Source organism: Yersinia ruckeri ATCC 29473, from assembly GCF_000754815.1.
Taxonomy (GTDB): Bacteria; Pseudomonadota; Gammaproteobacteria; order Enterobacterales; family Enterobacteriaceae; genus Yersinia; species Yersinia ruckeri.
In genome coordinates this window covers 719,296-739,139 of record NZ_KN150747.1, presented here as the reverse complement: position 1 = coordinate 739,139, position 19,844 = coordinate 719,296, and the positions used below count along the sequence as shown (strand labels likewise).

Sequence of the window (19,844 nt, the reverse complement as noted above, 5' to 3'; positions counted from 1 at the left end):
CATTCCCCCTGGCATGGGTTGTTAGTTATTCCCGTTTAGCCTATTATCCGCTTAAAGAAAATCGTATTAGGAATCTTCTTAGGTATCACAATAGGATTAATATTAAGTTAAATTACCCTTTAATAAGAAGCCATTAAAAGATACTCACTGACAGTCATTTTATGTTTAAACAATACTTAGAATAATCATCCTAAGTTAACTGTTCTGTAAACCACCCTGAAATTATTACTAAAACACTTTCTTTTTTCATAAATAAACACCATTTAGCTCAAGTAATATAGATACTTTTGACGTACCGCAATTTATTGTCCAGTTAACCCTATTCTGCGGTGAGACGATTTTGTTCCTACGTTTTAAAAAAGGACAGAAGCCCTATCTTTGCCTTGATCCGGTAAGGCTGCTTCTAATAACGGAATATCATGATAAAAAAATATGCTGCATTTTTGTTGCTATTGAGTGCCTATTCCCAGGGAGAGACGTTACCTAATATGGGTAGTTTTTCACCAATGAGTGAATCTCGCCGGGCATTACAAGACAGTTCTCGCACCGTTCAAGCATTAATGGAAGAACGTCGTTATCAGCAGCTCAAAAAACAACAACTGCTGAATACACAGGTCTCCGCACAGCATATGGCATTGCCAGTATCAGCCCAATGTCTACCCGTTAGCGGCGTTTATCTTCGCGGCGTTACGCTGTTAAAAAATAGCGATCTGGAATCGCTCACCGCATTACCCGATAGCTGTATCAGCAGTAACGACATCAATCGCCTGACCAATGAACTGACTCAGTTGTACGTCAAGAAAGGCTACATTACGGCTCGGGTACAATTTATCCCGCCGAATCAAGATGGTGAGTTAGGCATAAATATTACTGAGGGTATTATCGAGAAAATAACCGGTGGAGATCACTGGGTTAATAGCGATCTATTATTTCCTGGACTGGAAGGTAAACCGCTTAATTTATCGCAACTTGATCAAGGATTAGATCAAGCCAATCGATTGCAATCCAATACTACCAAGCTAGATATTCTACCCGGAGAAAAATCTGGTGGCTCAATTATCCAACTGAATAGTATCCATACCAAATCATGGTTATTAGCCGCTAATCTGGATAATTATGGTCAGAAGAGTACGGGAGAATGGCTAGCCAAAACAACGGCCAGTTTAGATAGCCCGTTTGGTTTATCTGACTTTGTCAGTTTGAATATCAGCAGCACACTTAAAGATCCACAGCAGCATTACAGCCGCGCCTATACCATGCTGTATTCTGTGCCTTACGGCTCATGGACATTCAGCAGTTTTGCCAGCTTTTCAGAATATTTAAACCATCAGCGTTTGGCGATTAATACCGTCAAACTGGATGGTAATACTAAACAATATGGCTTACGTACCGATTATGTGTTTTATCGCGATCAGGATCAAATTAACAGCTTGACTGCCCAATTAACCTATAAAAATGTTAATAACTATTTTGAGTCGTCCAAACTACGTATCAGCAGCCCCACACTCACCGTGCTGGAGCTGGGTGCGAACCATATGCAGATTCTTCCCCACGGTTTACTTAACCTCAATGCCAGCGTAGAGCAAGGGTTAACCTGGTTTGGCGCAGACCGCACTCATAACCTGAAATCCAGCGGCTATCCGAATGCCGAATTTACCAAAGCCAAAGTCGTTGCCAGTTTAAGTCAGCGTTTCAAACTGTTCGATAACCCTTACCAGCTCAGCCATGTCTTTTTTGGCCAACACAGTAATGATCCGTTACCAGGCGTGGAATGGCTCAGTCTGACTGACCGCAGCGCGGTGCGTGGTTTCAGCCGCAGCACGCTTTCCGGCGATAACGGCTGGTATTTGCAGAATACTTTATCGCGCACTATGCCAATCGGTAACAGCACTATGACTCCACGTCTGGGTGCGGATACCGGCCGGGTGCAGGCTCGTCATAGCCAGAAAGGCTGGCAGAGCAGCGCAGGCCTCAGCACCGGCGTGACCTTCCACCATAAGCAAGTATTGATTGATGTTGAAGCCAGTCGAGGCTGGCTGCTTTCCGAACACCAGACGCCGCTCGATCCGATCCAGGTTCTGGCTCACTTCTCATACATCTTTTGACTGTTGCGTCATTAACCCACACAGCCGTTGTTAACGTTATCAAAATGGGAACATCTAGGAGATACATGGATGAAAAATAAAATATTCAAACTCTCACCAGCAGGAAAACTGGCAGCCTCATTGGCAATCATTCTTGCCTCACAGGGCAGCGCTTATACCGCAGACATCGTCGGGGCGGGTGATTCCGCTCACCAACCAGGCATCAGCAACGCCGCCAACGGCGCTGCTGTGGTCAATATTGTGACACCTTCAGCATCAGGTTTATCCCACAACCAATACGATAGATTTAACGTCGATACTCCCGGTGCCGTGCTAAATAACTCCCTTATTAATGGAACTTCTCAACTGGCAGGTCAACTCGGTGCCAACCCGAATTTAGGCGGTGCAGCGGCAAAAGTGATTCTGAATGAAGTGATCAGCCTCAACGCCTCACGGTTATTGGGTCAACAGGAAATTTTCGGCATGGCAGCTGACTATGTGTTGGCAAACCCGAATGGTATTACCTGCGATGGCTGTGGTTTTATCAACACCAACCGCTCATCGCTGGTGGTAGGAAATCCATTGGTTGAACAAGGTAACCTTAATGGTTTCCAAACGTTTAATAATACCAACGCACTGACGGTCGGCAGCCGTGGTTTAACGGCTAATAACGCATTGGATTTAATCGCGCCACGGATTAACAGCAAAGGCCATATTTCATCACCAGAACAGATTTATGCCCTGAGCGGTGAAAATAAACTCTCAGTTAAAGGTGCCATTCTTGAGACCCGCAACACCCAAAAAGCGGGCGCGTTAGACAGCTACTATCTCGGCAGTATGCAGGCGGGTCGTATTCGTCTGATCAGTACCGCAGAAGGCAGTGGCGTGAATATCACCGGTCAACTGGATGGTTCAAAGGAAGTGACCGTCAATGCCAAAGGTAATCTGGGATTACAGGCAGCCCGACTCACCGGTGACGATATTTCCCTATCCGGCAAAAATATCCGGGCCGAAGGCCAAGTAACCAACAGCTCGACCAATCAGAGCGAGAACGATAACTACGACGGTTGGTGGAGTGGTAAATACGTTAATAATCGCAGCACCAGCCAAAAACTGGATCGTACCACGCTGAAAGGTAAAAATATTTCGTTGGAAGCCAGCGACAGTAATCATCTGACGGCAACAGATATCAACGCGAATAATGTCAGATTGAATGGCGGTTCGATCGTGCTGGACGGACAACAACTCGATCAGACTCAAGCACATACTGACAACCGGAACAGCGGAGCATGGATCCGTAATGTCACGACCGAAAAGTCGCAGCGCCAACAGGTTGCGACCACCATCAATGTGAAAGACAACATTGCCCTTAACGCCAGCAAAGGGGATATTTCCCTGCAAAATGCCAGCCTTAATGCAGGTAAAGAACTGTCTCTGGATGCCAAAGGGAATATTCATCTATCGGGTTCCACCACACAAAACCACAGCGCTGAAACTGGCTATCATAAAAATGACACTGCCAAGCTTTTGACCGGAAACTGGCATAACAGCACCCAAGAAGAAAACTTGGCCAGAACCCAATTAACTGCTGGTGATAATTTAAAACTGTCCGCAGGACATGATGTTACAGCCCGTGGCGCACAGGTTCATGCTGGTAAAAATCTCGACGTAACTGCCGGTAATAAAATCTCGGTGGATGTACAAAAAACGGCTAACACCCACACAATCAAAAACGATAAAACCTCTTGGGGAGGAATTGGCGGCGGTGAAAATCAGGACAATGGTCGTCTGAATGAAGTCAGCCATTCTTCAGAACTGACGGCAGGCAATGAATTGTTTCTTTCTGGCCAACAGGGTGTCTCTATCACTGGCAGTAAAGTGAAAGCCGTAAATGGTGGCTATGTCGACACTAAGATGGGCGGCTTATTGATCGACAATGCGGTGAGCACCTCTACCGATAAGGTCAACAGCCGTACAGGTACGGTATTCAATATCACCAGCGGTTCACAAAAGCACGATAACGTTAAACAGTCCTCGACTCAAAGTGAGCTGAAGTCTGATACCGACCTGACATTACGTAGCGCAAAAGATGTGAACGTAGTCGGTAGCCAAGTGACTAGCCAAGGTAAATTAACCATCCAGACCGCTGGTAATCTCAACGTGACGGCGTCGAAAGAACAGCAAAAAATTGATGAACAAAACAGCGCACTAAACATTAATGCCTATGCCAAAGAAGAAAGCGACAAACAGTATCGAGCTGGCCTGCGTATTGAACACACCAGCGACAGCGAAAAAACCAGCCGTAATGAAAACACTGGAGCCAAATTAAGCGGTGGCAGTGTAGATATCAACGCGGCTAAAGACGTCACCTTCACCGGCTCAAAACTGGAGACTACCAACGGCGACGCAGTGGTTAAAGGCGACAATGTAGCCTTCCTGGCAGCGGAAGATAAAACCGTCAGCGAGAAAAACAGCACCAAAACTGGTGGGGGCTTTTACTATACCGGCGGTATAGATAAAGCGGGTAATGGCTATGAAGTCAGTCATGAAAGCAGCACAACCCACAGCGACAGCAGCAAAGCGGTGGTATCCAGCTCGCAGGTAGCAGGCAATCTTTCCATTGAAGCCAAAGGCTCACTGACTAATCAGGGTACCCAGCATCAAGTTGATGGCAAACTGAAACAAGATGCAGCCAACGTCAATAATCTCACGGCTAAAAATAGCGAAAACAGTCAAACTGAAACCTTGAAAGTCGGTGTCGATATCGGTGCCAACGTCGATTACAGCGGTATCACTCGTCCAATTGAAAAAGCGGTCAACAAAATCGGTAATCTGGATGTTCTTGGTGCCGCAAATGATTTGGGCGCGATTGGCACGCCAAACCTCGGCATTGATATTGGTGCCAAAGGCAGCAGCAGTGATACCCAAAAAAATACCACAACTGCAGTCGTGACTTCGCTACAGGCTGGCAGCATTGATACGACAACCAAAGGCGAGGTTAAAGACCAGGGTACCCAGTATAACGCGACCAAAGGCAGCGTAAATATCGATGCTCAAAGTCATCACAGCGAGACGGCGGTTAATCAAGAAGAAATCCATAGCCGTGAAACCAAAGGCAGCGCAGGCGCTCGTGTTTATACCACAACAGGTAGCGATGTCACGGTTGATGCGAAAGGCGAAGGGGGAACTACCCGCAGTGAAAAAACCGCCAACACCGCAGTCACTGGCAACATGACCGCAGCCGATGGTATCAGCATCAAAGTGAAGGACAACGCCAGCTATCAGGGCACCTCACTGGATGCTGGTGCCGGTAAAGTCAGCGTTAAAGCTGGCGGAGATATTCAATTCAACCAGGCAGCCGACACCAACAGCGAAAACCACAACGGCTTTAACGTTAAGCTTTCAGCTAAAGGTGGCATCACGGCAGACAGCAAAAGCTTCGGCGGTGGTTTGGGTGGTAGCATCGACAATGGTAGCAGCAGCACTTCCGATGCCAAAGTGAGCCAACTGACAGGTCAACAAGGCGTAGAGCTGGATTCAGGCCGCGATCTGGCGCTAAAAGGCAGCCAGATTGGCAGCAAAGAACAACCAACTGGTGATGTCTCGCTGAAAGCGGCAGGCAAGGTAGATGTGCAGGCAGCGGAATCCTCTCGCAGCAAAGACAACACCAAGCTGTCCGGTAATATCAATATCGGTACCAACAATACCGACTCTAAAACCAACAGCAGCGGTGGCTTCAACCTTGGCGGAGACGCTAATTTCGATAAAGTGCATGAGTCTGCGACCACTCATCAGGGTGGAAGAATTAGCAGCAATGGTACCCTGAAAATTGAGTCCGGTAGCGAAGACAAACAGGCCATCCACCTGCAAGGCACTGAAACTAGCAGCAAAGATACTATTCTGGATGCCAAAAAAGGTGGCGTAGTATTGGAGTCGGTGCAAAACGATGAGAAGAAAAACAACTGGAATCTTGGTCTGAAAGGCAACGTGGGCATTTCTCAATCTTATAATAAGGATGATAAAGGCGTAGTCGACAGCAATTCAGGTGAAGATTCTCATGCCGTTAGCGCCGGCCTTAATATTGGAGTCGAGAAACAAGATGCGACTAAGCAGCAAAATACCAAAATCAACACCGGTAATCTGACACTGAACAGCGGGAAAGACACGACGCTGGCCGGTGCCGGAATAACCGCAGATAAAGTGACTGGCGACATCGGTGGCGATCTGCGCGTAGAGAGCCGTAAAGATGTGGAAACAGGTCTGAAGGTTAATGTGGACGCGAACCTGAGTCACACCAACAAGAAACAAGAGAATCTGCTTACCCAAGCGTCCAACGCCAGCCCAGTAGGCAAAGAAAAAATCAAAAATACTCTGGAAAGCAAAGCCAATAAAGTTTTTGACAAGGTTGAGGATAAATACAACCAATTCGCTCACAAAAACGATCCCAAGCAAGACACCACCAATGCCGTTCACTTTGACAAAGCCAACGACAAGGTGACATTGCCGGAAAAACTGACAGAAGAAAAAACTGACAGTGCAACCTGGGATAAAGGCGCGCGTTGGTTGGGTAATAAAACGAAAAACAAAGTGGTTGGCCCATCAGAAGAAGTCGGTCTTGATGGTCACTTTAAGGCTAACGTTACCTCGGTTAACAATGATGCGATTGGGGAAACCTCAGCTATCAGTGGTAAAGAGGGTGTCACACTGAAAGTGAAAGGAAATACGCTGCTGAACGGCGGTAAACTGATCAGTGAACAAGCTAAAGTAAGTCTGGAAACAAACAACCTGGAATTACAGCAAATCAAAACGCGCAATTCTCAGGTCAGTGGTGGTGTTAACCTCACCCCAACCGTTTCAGGCCTGCTGACTGGCGGAGCCAAAGATGCTGTAGCTGGCAACACGCCACTCATTCAGGTAAAAGTTAAATCTGAAAATAGTGATGTAAAAGGCGGGATTGAAGAAGGTAAAGAAGTGACCGAATAGCATCGGCAACTCACTGACATCTTGAAAAACAAAACCGGCGCTGCCTGATGGAAGTGCCGGTTTTTTTGAGCCTGTAATTAAAATTGAGCCTGTAATTAAAATTGAGCCTGTAATTAAAATTGTGTAATTGCCTGTTTTTGGTATGTTATTCCTAACAACGGAGACAGGCAAATTATGGACGAAAAGAAACTCAAGGCACTGGCCGCCGAACTGGCTAAAGGAATTAAAACCGAAGCTGACCTCACTGCATTTTCTCGTATGCTGACTAAACTCACTGTCGAAACCGCCTTGAATGCTAAGCTTACCGATCACCTCGGTCATGAAAAAAATGCCCCTAAAACAGGCTCAAATACCTGTAACGGTTATTCGTCTAAGACTCTGTTCACGGATGATGGCGAGATCGAGTTGAATACCCCACGGGACCGCGAAGGCTCCTTTGAACCCCAGTTGATAAAGAAAAACCAGACGCGTATCACGCAGATGGACAGCCAGATTTTATCCTTATATGCCAAAGGGATGACCACAAGGGATATCGTTGCCACATTCAAGGAAATGTACGATGCAGACGTGTCACCCACGCTAATATCCAAAGTCACCGATGCGGTTAAAGAGCAGGTCACCGAGTGGCAAAACCGGCCACTAGATTCACTGTATCCCATTGTTTATCTTGACTGTATCGTGGTTAAAGTTCGTCATAATGGTAGCGTAATCAACAAAGCCGTGTTCCTTGCCTTGGGCATCAACACCGAGGGTCAGAAAGAACTGTTGGGTATGTGGCTGGCAGAAAATGAAGGGGCCAAGTTCTGGTTGGGCATATTGACTGAACTGAAAAACCGGGGTCTTCAAGATATCCTGATTGCCTGTGTAGACGGCCTGAAGGGCTTCCCTGATGCGATCAACAGTGTCTATCCGCAAACCCACATCCAACTGTGCATTATCCACATGGTACGCAACAGCCTGAAATACGTGTCGTGGAAAGACTACAAAGGGGTCACTAGCGGGTTGAAAGAAGTGTACCAGGCTCCGACAGAAGAAGCGGCACTGGTGGCGTTGGACAAGTTCGCGAATGTCTGGGATGAAAAATACCCGCAAATCAGCAAAAGCTGGCGTACACACTGGGAAAACCTCAACACGTTCTTCGGTTATCCTGCTGATATCCGCAAGGCGATCTACACGACCAACGCGATAGAATCGCTGAACAGCGTGATCCGACAGGCGATTAAGAAACGCAAAGTGTTCCCGACAGACGAGTCAGTGCGAAAAGTGATTTATCTGGCAATCCAGGCGGCGTCGAAAAAATGGAATATGCCGATCCAGAACTGCCGGTTGGCCATGAGCCGTTTTATTATCGAGTTCGGTGACCGCCTGAACGATCACCTTTAATGTGTTGGCAATCACACAGAATTATGGACAGGCTCTTTGTCCTTCTTGATGTTTTTTTACGTTGAACATTTTTCGTCTTTCTTAATACCGGGGTTTTTATGTCTACCTCCTTTACCCGACACCCTGCTTCCCGCAGGGTGAAAATCATTGCCTGGGGCAATATTCTGTTCCAGCTGTTATTTCCGTTAAGTTTATCCTTTACCCCCGTTATGGCCGCAGCACCGACATCCCTGACGTCCAACGCCAGCATACCGACGACGGAGCCCTATGTGCTCGGGGTCGGCGAAAATGTGGATACCGTGGCGAGAAAATACGGTATTTCTGTCGATGAACTGAAAAAAATCAATGTCTACCGCACCTTCTCCAAACCCTTTGTGTCCCTGACGGTGGGTGATGAACTTGAGGTGCCCCGCAGGATGTCACCGTTCTCGGTCGATAACGATAAAACAAACACGGACCGTGATACTTCGCCTGACCACGCCCTGGCCGGGTATGCCCAAACCGGGGCAGCCGCATTAGCCTCTGGTGATGCGGCCAAATCCGCCGCGCAACTGGCCCGCTCTGCGGTCAATAATGAATTCAACAGCTCGGCCCAGCAATGGTTGAGCCAGTTCGGGACGGCGCACGTTCAGTTGAACGTCAATGAGGACTTCCATCTTGATGGCAGTGCGGTTGATGTCCTGGTGCCCCTTTATGACAATCAATCGTCGATATTATTTACCCAACTGGGGGCGCGGAATAAAGACAGCCGTAATACCCTCAATATCGGGGCGGGGGTGCGTACCTTCCAGGGAGACTGGATGTACGGCATGAACACCTTCTTCGATAATGACGTGACCGGCAAGAATCGGCGCGTGGGGGTGGGTGCTGAGGCCTGGACTGACTATCTGAAATTATCGGCCAACAGTTATTTTGGGACCACGGACTGGCATCAGTCGCGGGATTTTGCCGATTACAACGAGCGTCCGGCCAACGGTTATGATGTGCGGGCTAAGGCGTATTTACCGGCTTACCCCCAACTGGGCGGTAAGTTGATGTATGAACAATACCAGGGTGATGAAGTGGCCCTGTTTGGTAAAGACGACCGCCAGAAAAACCCACATGTGATTACGGCGGGAATAAATTACACCCCGGTCCCATTGTTCACGGTAGGAGCAGAACATCGTGCTGGTAACGGCAGTCACAATGACAGCCGTATCAATGTTCAGTTCAACTACCGGCTGGGTGAGTCCTGGCAATCCCATATCGACCCGTCAGGGGTGGCAGCAAGCCGGACACTGGCTGGGAGTCGTTATGACCTGGTGGAGCGTAACAACAATATAGTGTTGGATTATCAGAAGCAGGACCTGATAGGGCTGACGTTGCCAGAGCAGGTGACGGGAGAGTCCTCGTCCAGTGCGACGGTCAATGCGCAGGTGACGTCGAAATACGGTCTTGAGCGGATAGAGTGGGACAGTGCGGCTCTGATGGCGGCGGGAGGAAACCTGGTGCAGGTCTCGCCACAGACAGTCTCTGTCACCTTGCCACCTTATCAGGCGACGCGGAGCAGTAATACCCATACGCTGAGTGCGGTGGCGTATGACCGGCAGGGCAATGCATCGCCTCGGGCAACGATGCAGATAGTGGTGATACAGGGAAAAGCCACGTTGACGGCAGCCAACCTGACGGTGACCAGTGATAACGCGGTGGCGAACGGCACGGCGACCAATGGCGTACAGGCGCGGGTCACTGATGCGCACAGCAACCCGGTGGCAGGTCAGAGCGTGAGCTTTACGGCCACTAACGGGGCGACAGTGACCACGGTTATTGGCACTACCGGCGCGGACGGTATCGCCACGGCGACCCTGACCAACACGGCGGCAGGTCACAGTGTGGTCACGGCGACGGTCAACGGCAGCAGCCAAACAGTGAGCACCACCGTTGTGGCGGACGACTCGACAGCCGCGTTGACGGCAGCCAACCTGACGGTGACCAGTGATAACGCGGTGGCGAACGGCACGGCGACCAATGGCGTACAGGCGCGGGTCACTGATGCGCACAGCAACCCGGTGGCAGGTCAGAGCGTGAGCTTTACGGCCACTAACGGGGCGACAGTGACCACGGTTATTGGCACTACCGGCGCGGACGGTATCGCCACGGCGACCCTGACCAACACGGCGGCAGGTCACAGTGTGGTCACGGCGAAGGTCAACGGCAGCAGCCAAACAGTGAGCACCACCGTTGTGGCGGACGACTCGACAGCCGCGTTGACGGCAGCCAACCTGACGGTGACCAGTGATAACGCGGTGGCGAACGGCACGGCGACCAATGGCGTACAGGCGCGGGTCACGGATGCGCACAGCAACCCGGTGGCAGGTCAGAGCGTGAGCTTTAGGGCCACTAACGGGGCGACAGTGACCACGGTTATTGGCACTACCGGCGCGGACGGTATCGCCACGGCGACCCTGACCAACACGGCGGCAGGTCACAGTGTGGTCACGGCGACGGTCAACGGCAGCAGCCAAACAGTGAGCACCACCGTTGTGGCGGACGACTCGACAGCCACGTTGACGGCAGCCAACCTGACGGTGACCAGTGATAACGCGGTGGCGAACGGCACGGCGACCAATGGCGTACAGGCGCGGGTCACGGATGCGCACAGCAACCCGGTGGCAGGTCAGAGCATGAGCTTTACGGCCACTAACGGGGCGACAGTGACCACGGTTATTGGCACTACCGGCGCGGACGGTATCGCCACGGCGACCCTGACCAACACGGCGGCAGGTCACAGTGTGGTCACGGCGACGGTCAACGGCAGCAGCCAAACAGTGAGCACCACCGTTGTGGCGGACGACTCGACAGCCGCGTTGACGGCAGCCAACCTGACGGTGACCAGTGATAACGCGGTGGCGAACGGCACGGCGACCAATGGCGTACAGGCGCGGGTCACGGATGCGCACAGCAACCCGGTGGCAGGTCAGAGCGTGAGCTTTACGGCCACTAACGGGGCGACAGTGACCACGGTTATTGGCACTACCGGCGCGGACGGTATCGCCACGGCGACCCTGACCAACACGGCGGCAGGTCACAGTGTGGTCACGGCGACGGTCAACGGCAGCAGCCAAACAGTGAGCACCACCGTTGTGGCGGACGACTCGACAGCCACGTTGACGGCAGCCAACCTGACGGTGACCAGTGATAACGCGGTGGCGAACGGCACGGCGACCAATGGCGTACAGGCGCGGGTCACTGATGCGCACAGCAACCCGGTGGCAGGTCAGAGCATGAGCTTTACGGCCACTAACGGGGCGACAGTGACCACGGTTATTGGCACTACCGGCGCGGACGGTATCGCCACGGCGACCCTGACCAACACGGCGGCAGGTCACAGTGTGGTCACGGCGACGGTCAACGGCAGCAGCCAAACAGTGAGCACCACCGTTGTGGCGGTGCCTGCGTTTACCGGGGTTTCTGTCAATGGCACCACTTTTGCTACAAACAACGGGTTCCCGAGTACCGGCTTTACCGGGGCGGAGTTTAGCCTGACGGTAACCGGTGCGGCGAGTGATTACACCTGGAGTAGCAGCGCGTCTTCCTGGGCACCAGTGGACAGCAGCGGCAAGGTGAGTTTTACCTCACAGGGAAATGCATCGCCGGTCACAATTACGGCGACGCCAACGGGGGGAGGAACCCCGTTAACCTATATCTTCACGGTGGGAAGCTGGTTTATCAATAATGGCTCGACCGTTATGAACTGGGCTAATGCCTCTACTTGGTGCACGAACCAGAGCCTATCGCAACCCACCAGAGGAGAGTTGACTATGGGAGGTGATACCCGAGCTGTAGGTTCGCTGTGGTCGGAGTGGGGTGTTATGGGCAACTACAGTGGTTCCGGTTTCGACAGCGGCTACCACTGGACGTCTGAGGCCGATGGCATCGGCTACTATTACGGCGTCAGCCTGTACAATGGCGACGTCGGCAGCAACTACGACAGCGGCGATCTCTATGTTGTGTGTCGGCAGGGTCTTTAACCTTTAGTTTTTAGGCTTTAACCTTGGGGTTGTTAGTGTTACTTGGGGTTTTATTGGTTTTTGGGTTACCCGCGCCTTTGAGGCGCGGGTTTTGTCCATCTCAGTGATGAAGCCAGCCACTTTCTTTCTCTTTGGCGGCCGGGCAAGTTTCCAGCGGCAGTAAACACAGGGTTTATTGAAGGGCTCAGGGATGCGTGGGGCTTTGAGGACGAACAGTAGGCCCATCATAATGGGGATGGTTCGGTTTTGAATGCGACAGTGTGGGTAACTCATCAAAGGGACTGGATTGCGCAGCAGTGCGGACGGTGCGCAATGGTCTGTATCGTTACGGTGGTACAGAAACGCGCCATGAAAGAAGACCGACCCACGCCACGGCCCCACTCGTCGGGGACGTGTAGTGGATCACAAAATCAGAACCTGTAATTAAAATTGTGTAATTGCCTGTTTTTGGTATGTTATTCCTAACAACGGAGACAGGCAAATTATGGACGAAAAGAAACTCAAGGCACTGGCCGCTGAACTGGCTAAAGGAATTAAAACCGAAGCTGACCTCACTGCATTTTCTCGTATGCTGACTAAACTCACTGTCGAAACCGCCTTGAATGTTGAGCTTACCGATCACCTCGGTCATGAAAAAAATGCCCCTAAAACAGGCTCAAATACCTGTAACGGTTATTCGTCTAAGACTCTGTTCACGGATGATGGCGAGATCGAGTTGAATACCCCACGGGACCGCGAAGGCTCCTTTGAACCCCAGTTGATAAAGAAAAACCAGACGCGTATCACGCAGATGGACAGCCAGATTTTATCCTTATATGCCAAAGGGAATTAGCTGTATTAGCTCAGGCCTGAGCTTTGAGTGCTGTTACCGGGCATATCAGTGACCCAAGAGTGATCTGCACCATTGTCAACATATCCAGAAAGTCCACGTATCGCTTCATAAGGCTGTCTAATTTTCGCTTTTTCTTGCAATGTCAGTTTTTCATCCGCAAAGCCTTTTGGTTTTTCGAGACGCATTCCTAGCGCTTGCCGTTTTGCTAATTCGAACTGATCTAATTGTGCGCCTAAAACCTGAGGACGCATTCCTGGTATCTCTTGATATAGAGACTCAGTAAAAACATCTGGCCCTGCTAACTTCAATACGTTTGTCTCTCCACGATGATAATTTTCTACAGCAAGTTCTAATGTTTTATTAACCACTGGGTTGTTTTTTGTCGCCGCTATTGGTGTATTAGGAAAAGCCGTGGTTTTACCCGCCTCTGGTGCATACTCCCTCATAACACCAATCCCCTTCGGAAAGGCTAAAGAGCCAAATGCCTTCACTTGTACATCATCAATATCTTTATATATACCGCCTTCATATTTTAAAACCAATAATCTTAAAATATCGCTGGCTTGCGCATATTTTTTATCTCGAATAGCTTGTTCATAATAAGGAAAAGATGGCTCTTGTTGCAGTTGATGAAAGTAGCTTTTCTTTCTGAAATCAACAAGCGTAACCTTACTATCTTTAAATTTTTCAGTCATAAAATCCTTAGCGCTTTCATACCCTGCGATCCCACTGTCATAAATAATTGTCGTGTTATAATCAGAGTTCTTTCGCGCTGTTTCGAGAGATAAACCAATATTTTTCTCAGATATATTTCGTGTTCCAACCCATATCATATGAATATCTTTATTTATTGGCTCAGAAGGCCATTTATTTTCTTCAAAATCTACGATATCGTTAAAGTCTTGTAAATTTTTAAATCTTTTACGCTGAAGCCAGTTATTTTTTATCTCATCAAAAAGCCCTCCGCCCTTAAGACCAGTCTCTGTATACTTGAACCATTCCCCATCGGTATCTCTTTTTATTGGTACAGTTATCCTGGACCGATTGGTATTTGCAGAGTCAAACACTCTCCACGTATTCGTCGTTTGATCCCACTCAACTTGATAAATGTTATTTTGAGATTTTATATATGTATTATTTTCTTGTTGATGAGTTCCAAGCATCCTATAAATACCATCTTGAGGTGTGATACCCTCTAAATTCACATCCTCTTGCCTGAAAATTTGTGGGATTTCACCATCTATAATTTCATTCAAGTTTTTTCCTTTTATTTTAATATCGGAAAGATGTGAGTAATCTAACTGACGGAAACTAGTCGATCGCTTTGGAGTATCATACCCCTTGATCTTTTTCTTAAAAAACGAAATCATTTCTTTATATTTATTAAAATAAGCCATGCCATAATTAGGATCATAGAATACATATTTTATTTTACCATCCTTATTCACTTTCGATATCAACATAGTATGTTCAGGAATATCAACTCTAACGGAAGAGTTTTCCGTTGGGAACAGTTTTGACTCAGCACCACTTAACATTTTCATATTAATATCAGATATCACTGACTCGCCAAATCTAGACGCATTGCCATCTGAATGCAATTCAACGAGTGATTTATATAAAGGATTGGCTGCAATATTCGATGATGAATGAATATTCATTAATTTTTTCGCTAATTTTGTATCTTGCCCACTCTGTAAAGCCCAACCCATTAATATGGACTCCGGCAGACACTCGCCAGCCCTCCCTTTTAAGAAAATATTTTGCGGGGCAAGAACAACATCCGTTGCTTTATTTGCTGACGTTTTCCAGGCATCAACTCCCTTAGCTGTTTCATATAAATTGATATTCGTAATGGATTCATTTATCTTTCCTGCTAAAACCCCTCTAGTTGTCGCATCAGTATTGGAGTTAATAAATAAATCAAGTTTTTCACCAAGAGATAAATCATTATATGTGTCATACTGAGGTGCATGACTCATTTCCTTTCCAGTCTTATAATTTTGTTGAAGTTTTGCTATTCTCTCTGTGCTATTTGATGTTGGGGTATACATCTTAGCGATACGCATCATTTCATTTAATTTTTTTTGATTATATTTAACACGTTTAAAACTGTACTCCCCAATAACTATTTTATCTCTAAATACATCCGGAAGCAGACGTCCCCCTCCGGCATTTTGTAGCCTGTACGCTAACAAGTGGAGTTGATTTCCCTTCTCCCAAGTCGTTCCGTTATTCCTGGATATCTTAATTTCCCCTTTATGTATTTTTCCGAGCAGGTCTGTCTGTCCAACTCTAAATTTGCGTACTGGCATTTTCGAATTCATAGAATATTTATAAGTATTTTTTTGGAGTGCTTTAAGTTTTCTCAGTCGAGCACTTTCTTCTATTTTCTTGCTAATTTTTAGCTCTGAGGACATATTTTTTGCTATGTCATAAGAATTCTTAACACTCATGCCACTGGCCAGAAACGCCTGATAAATGGCGAGTGGCTCACCAGTGTCTACGGCTGTCTTAATGCTTTTCCCCACGATAGCCAGATCGACCGATTTATTTCCAAGTATCAAGCCGTATTTAACAGTCTTACCGCCAATACGAGTGAACTTTCCTACTTTAGCTGCAATTTTACCTCCAGGAATGATCCCTACAAGCAAACCAGCAACCGCTAATGGGTCAGGATCTTTACCCTCGGTCAAATCAGCAGTAATCTCCGCTGCTGATTGCGCAGTATTGAGAAACCACCCTTCCGGCGTAAACGATATGATTGCCCCTGCAGTGGCGTCAACCCAGCTTCCTATATATTCAGCCTGATGTACATGTAGCTCTGTTTCTTGTATCGTTTCCCCCTTAATGGAGCTGGATATTAACTGCATTTCCCCACTCAAGGTAGAAAATGGTCTTGCGAATGATCTCAAATACTTTGCTGGGGCCAATTCATCAGAGTCGAATTCAATATGATATTCTCCTTGGGTTGCCCTGACTCCAGGGTCAGGAATGTGAGCACCTACAATCGCTCTGGAAATTAATATTTTGTTTGTTGGGCTCGTGTTCTTAAATTTATAATCGGCCTCGATAGTATTAGCTAGTTGTGCAGAAAGACTTTCAATACTCATCGCCTCTGGAGCATTATAATTAAAGTATGTTTCAAACTTGAACCTCTCAGATCTTATATTATTAAGTATATCAACTCCACTGTGACTACTAGTCACTTCCCCTGGGTCGAGACTAAATTTCAAAGGACCACGATTAGCAGCATTGTAAGGCATAGCCCATGCGATATTTTCTAAAAGATCTTTTCCTTCACTGACATAGTAATAAGGTATTTCCGAATCCAAACGAATAAGAACACCAGATTTTGAATCTATCTCATCAGGAAGAAGAAAGGTGTTATTAAGCTTGTATCTATATATATCAACAGGAACGGCAAGCTTGGCACCAATCCTGGCAAGATAGGCATTATTTCTAATATTTTGTGCAAAATGTCCATCATTTTCTATTTGAAGCAATACGAATTTAATGCCATGTAAATAGGTTTGTTTTTTCTGTTCATCGGAGAAGTCTTGATAACGTATGCCACGATCAAAATCAAAATGTTCTGACTGTAGAGTCTCGACGGCTAGCGCGCTCTCAGGTCTGCTTTTAGATTGATCGGTATCCAGTTCATTCTCATCTGGGAGCGCTTTGGCTTCACTCCTGCTACTTCCATCTGACAGCATAATTTCATCCGTCATTTCCCGCTTACGTCTGACTCGAGGTTGATCGGCATCCTGGTCACTATTATCAAAGAACGGCTTGGCATCCATTTGTTGCTGCAATGTCGATGAGTGGCTCACCGGATTGGCTCCCCCTTCTTTCAGCGCGGCATTCATCGATGCAGTAGTATAAGCTTCGGCCGCTATTTTGCTGCCTTGATTCAGCGCACGCCAGGGAGCGTCCCCCACAATATTTTTTGCTATCTTTCCCCCCGCACCTTTTAGTCCTCCCTCGTAAACGTCCAGTGCAATCGAGGCAACCCCCAGCATCGTTGCCAGCCCTGGGGGAAGTGAGAGCACCACTTTGACGCTCGCAGTTTTGAAACTTCGCTTTGCATATTCCCCTATCTCATCATCTACATCACCCTCACCACCGCGTATCCCCTGCTGTCCTTTGTGGGTAGCCCACGCCACTTTCGCCCCCGTGATAACAAATTTAATCGCTACCCGTAGCGGCAGTGCAGCCAGTTTCGGCATCAACTTTACCCCCTCCAAACAGGCGGCTAGAAAGACCACCCTGAGCAGTTTTCTTCCTGACCAGTCTCTTATTGCCTGCTCGGTGCTTTTCATCCCGGCAAGGATTTCGGCCATAGTTGCAGGGTAGACAGTGGTGCCTTCAGCCGCATTGCTCACTTCGAGGCGCAATCGTTGAAGCAGCCTCTCGCCCTGTGGATCAGTCTCTTTGGATAATAAGGGAAGGTAGTGCTGGATCACCTCAAAAAACAATGTGTTATATTGCATTTCGGCTACCGCCCGATCTTCTGTAGAAAGCGCCGCCAGATAGCGTTGCTTCTCCGCTTCGTTCCATTCTCCCATTCGTCTGGCCAACATACCTTGGCGGGAAAAATTGTTGATCGACTGCCCTGTTGCCTGTGTAATATCGGTTTTTAACTCACCTTTTATGCGTTCCAGACGCTGCAACCATGCCACTACTTGTTCGTCCAGATCTTTCCTTCCAGCTTCACCATGCCCGGCAAGGCGTACCACAGACTGATTCATACCTATTTCAATGCTAGCTAAACCCTCAACAACTATTTTTGCCCGTGTATCAAAATTACTGATTATGTTATTTGATGCCAGAGTCTCAGGGGCACGTTTTAATTCATCTCTCAATGCTGACATAAATTTATGCTTCAAGTGTTCTTCTGCCAGCGCCGTTATTTCCCTGAGTATATGTTGCAGTTGCTTTTTTGATTTTTCTGCTTTTTCTTGCCATCTGCCGGACTCGCTACGTAGCTTCGCATCCAGTATTCTGTTGGAGGGCATACCAGATGACATCTGCTCCAGCGCACTGTACTGTGTTACTGCATGTTGTAATGGACGGGAAGCCAGACTGGCTTTATGAATACCGGATGTGGTTTGCTGAATTTTATCAAGCAGCATTATCCCTGCCCGAAAAACAGCTTCGTTTGTTTTACGGCTGACGGTATTTGTATCAGGGTTAGCGGAGTAAGGGAGTGTCTGCGTAATACGGTGTCTATTTTTGTTTGTCTTATCAGACAACACCCCCAAAATGGTCTTGGCTCCTTGCACCTTCTGCATCATCACTTTCCGCGATTTCACCAATTCTCTTTTTACAGTTTCTGCTTTAGTTAATTCTTCCTTCTGCCCAGGTAATTTGTGCTCACTAGGCTGCCAGTCTGTCAGAGGCTGAATATATTCCCCTCTACGCTTAATGGTTTTGATAACACCCTGCAAGACCTGACAGAGCGCAACAATGTCGCGGGTAATCCCACTGGTTTCACTTTTTTTATCTATCTTTTCCGCAGAATTTCTGGTTAGCGCAATACCACTCAATAATCTCGCCGACAGCCCCTTCGTCTCCGCACTCAGTGCTTCACTGGCCATCCTTTCATCCCGGGTGACTGAGTTCACGATGGTATTAAATTTTATGTTGTCAGGATGATTTTTAGTCAAATTTCCACGAATTTTAGCGGTATATTGGTTGCCATTATTCTCCGCATCTACCGGGAGAAGTTCATTGAGGAGCATATCGTAGCTTGTTTTCCTCACGGCCTCCCACGATGTCTGCCGCTCCGGATTGTCATTGAGGTGTTGAATGAGATCCAGCGTTCCTGAAAGATAACCACTCAGGCGGTTGGCATGCTTAAGTGCTTCGTTATAATCTCGGGTTTGCTGCTCATCCCAGCCCGTTTCTTTCACCGCCAACCGAAATTTGACAAATTCCAGGGCGTTGTTATGCCAGTCCTTCTCTTTCCGGAACAGTCTGAACCGATCCAGAAAAGCGTTGCCAGCTTGTTCCAATTGTTGCTGTAACGGTTGTATCCATGCCGTTATCGGCATTGAGTTGAGCCGCGCTTGTAATGCTTTGATGTCGACCGGTTTGGGATATAGGATATTGCGACCCGTCTGTTGAAACTCGTAAAACTCTGGCAGGTAATCACCAATAGTGGCTTGTAGGCGAGCCCGCAGGGCGGCCAGATCGCCCCCAACCACTTCATCGGAATTATCTGGGAAAGTGGCTACTGAATCACCGGTCTGAGGTTCCATGTTATGATCGATATTTTCGTGGATCGCGCTATCATCGAATAATACCCCCCCAACTTCTTCCTTACTTTTTTCTGGCCTTATTTCATTTTTCTTCGATTTATTAAAGTAAGGCATAACAATGTCCTCATGATATGATTAGTTAAAATACGTTCTGAAATGGCTTATCAAGGGGTAAGGATAATTACGGCGAGCAGACTGATTATTTTAATAATGATAACTTTACCTAGCCTTCCTATAAGATATAATGAATTATTATATTAATTCCGTCGGGATAAGTTACTTTTCAGTA

General features: G+C 47.8%; 5 protein-coding genes and 2 pseudogenes. 6 read left to right on the top strand and 1 reads right to left on the bottom strand.

What is annotated here, in order from left to right; genetic code table 11:
* Positions 1–419 precede the first annotated feature (419 nt).
* From DJ39_RS03275 to DJ39_RS03250, 6 genes and pseudogenes are all read left to right on the top strand, one after another.
* Positions 420–2,105 carry a ShlB/FhaC/HecB family hemolysin secretion/activation protein gene (locus DJ39_RS03275; RefSeq protein ID WP_004719455.1) on the top strand — a complete coding sequence of 562 codons (1,686 nt, stop codon included), beginning with the start codon at positions 420–422 and terminating at the stop codon, positions 2,103–2,105.
* Between the two features lie 69 nt (positions 2,106–2,174).
* Positions 2,175–7,067, top strand: a complete 4,893-nt coding sequence (locus tag DJ39_RS03270; RefSeq protein ID WP_004719456.1) for a hemagglutinin repeat-containing protein — start codon at positions 2,175–2,177, stop codon at positions 7,065–7,067.
* Positions 7,068–7,241: 174 nt separating this feature from the next.
* Complete coding sequence (locus DJ39_RS03265) at positions 7,242–8,450, top strand: IS256 family transposase (RefSeq protein WP_038241264.1); 1,209 nt, start codon at positions 7,242–7,244, stop codon at positions 8,448–8,450.
* 98 nt (positions 8,451–8,548) lie between these two features.
* A pseudogene (gene yrIlm / locus DJ39_RS17705) lies at positions 8,549–11,882 on the top strand (YrIlm family inverse autotransporter adhesin); the annotation flags it as partial.
* Positions 11,858–12,460, top strand: a complete 603-nt coding sequence (locus tag DJ39_RS18340) for a hypothetical protein (RefSeq protein WP_248578332.1) — start codon at positions 11,858–11,860, stop codon at positions 12,458–12,460. The pseudogene yrIlm and the gene DJ39_RS18340, both read left to right, overlap by 25 nt.
* 484 nt (positions 12,461–12,944) lie before the next feature.
* Positions 12,945–13,286, top strand: a pseudogene (locus DJ39_RS03250) (transposase); the annotation flags it as partial.
* 11 nt (positions 13,287–13,297) lie between these two features.
* Here DJ39_RS03250 and DJ39_RS03245 read toward each other — a convergent pair.
* Positions 13,298–19,669 (bottom strand): glycosyltransferase, encoded by a 6,372-nt coding sequence (locus DJ39_RS03245; protein WP_004721406.1) that lies wholly within the window; start codon positions 19,667–19,669, stop codon positions 13,298–13,300.
* Positions 19,670–19,844 lie beyond the last annotated feature (175 nt).

Excerpts from the sequence above, each read along its gene's own strand:
- DJ39_RS03275 (WP_004719455.1), top strand. The coding sequence starts at position 420 with ATGATAAAAAAATATGCTGCATTTTTGTTGCTATTGAGTGCCTATTCC.
- DJ39_RS03270 (WP_004719456.1), top strand. The coding sequence starts at position 2,175 with ATGAAAAATAAAATATTCAAACTCTCACCAGCAGGAAAACTGGCAGCC.
- DJ39_RS03265 (WP_038241264.1), top strand. The coding sequence starts at position 7,242 with ATGGACGAAAAGAAACTCAAGGCACTGGCCGCCGAACTGGCTAAAGGA.
- DJ39_RS03245 (WP_004721406.1), bottom strand. The coding sequence starts at position 19,669 with ATGCCTTACTTTAATAAATCGAAGAAAAATGAAATAAGGCCAGAAAAA.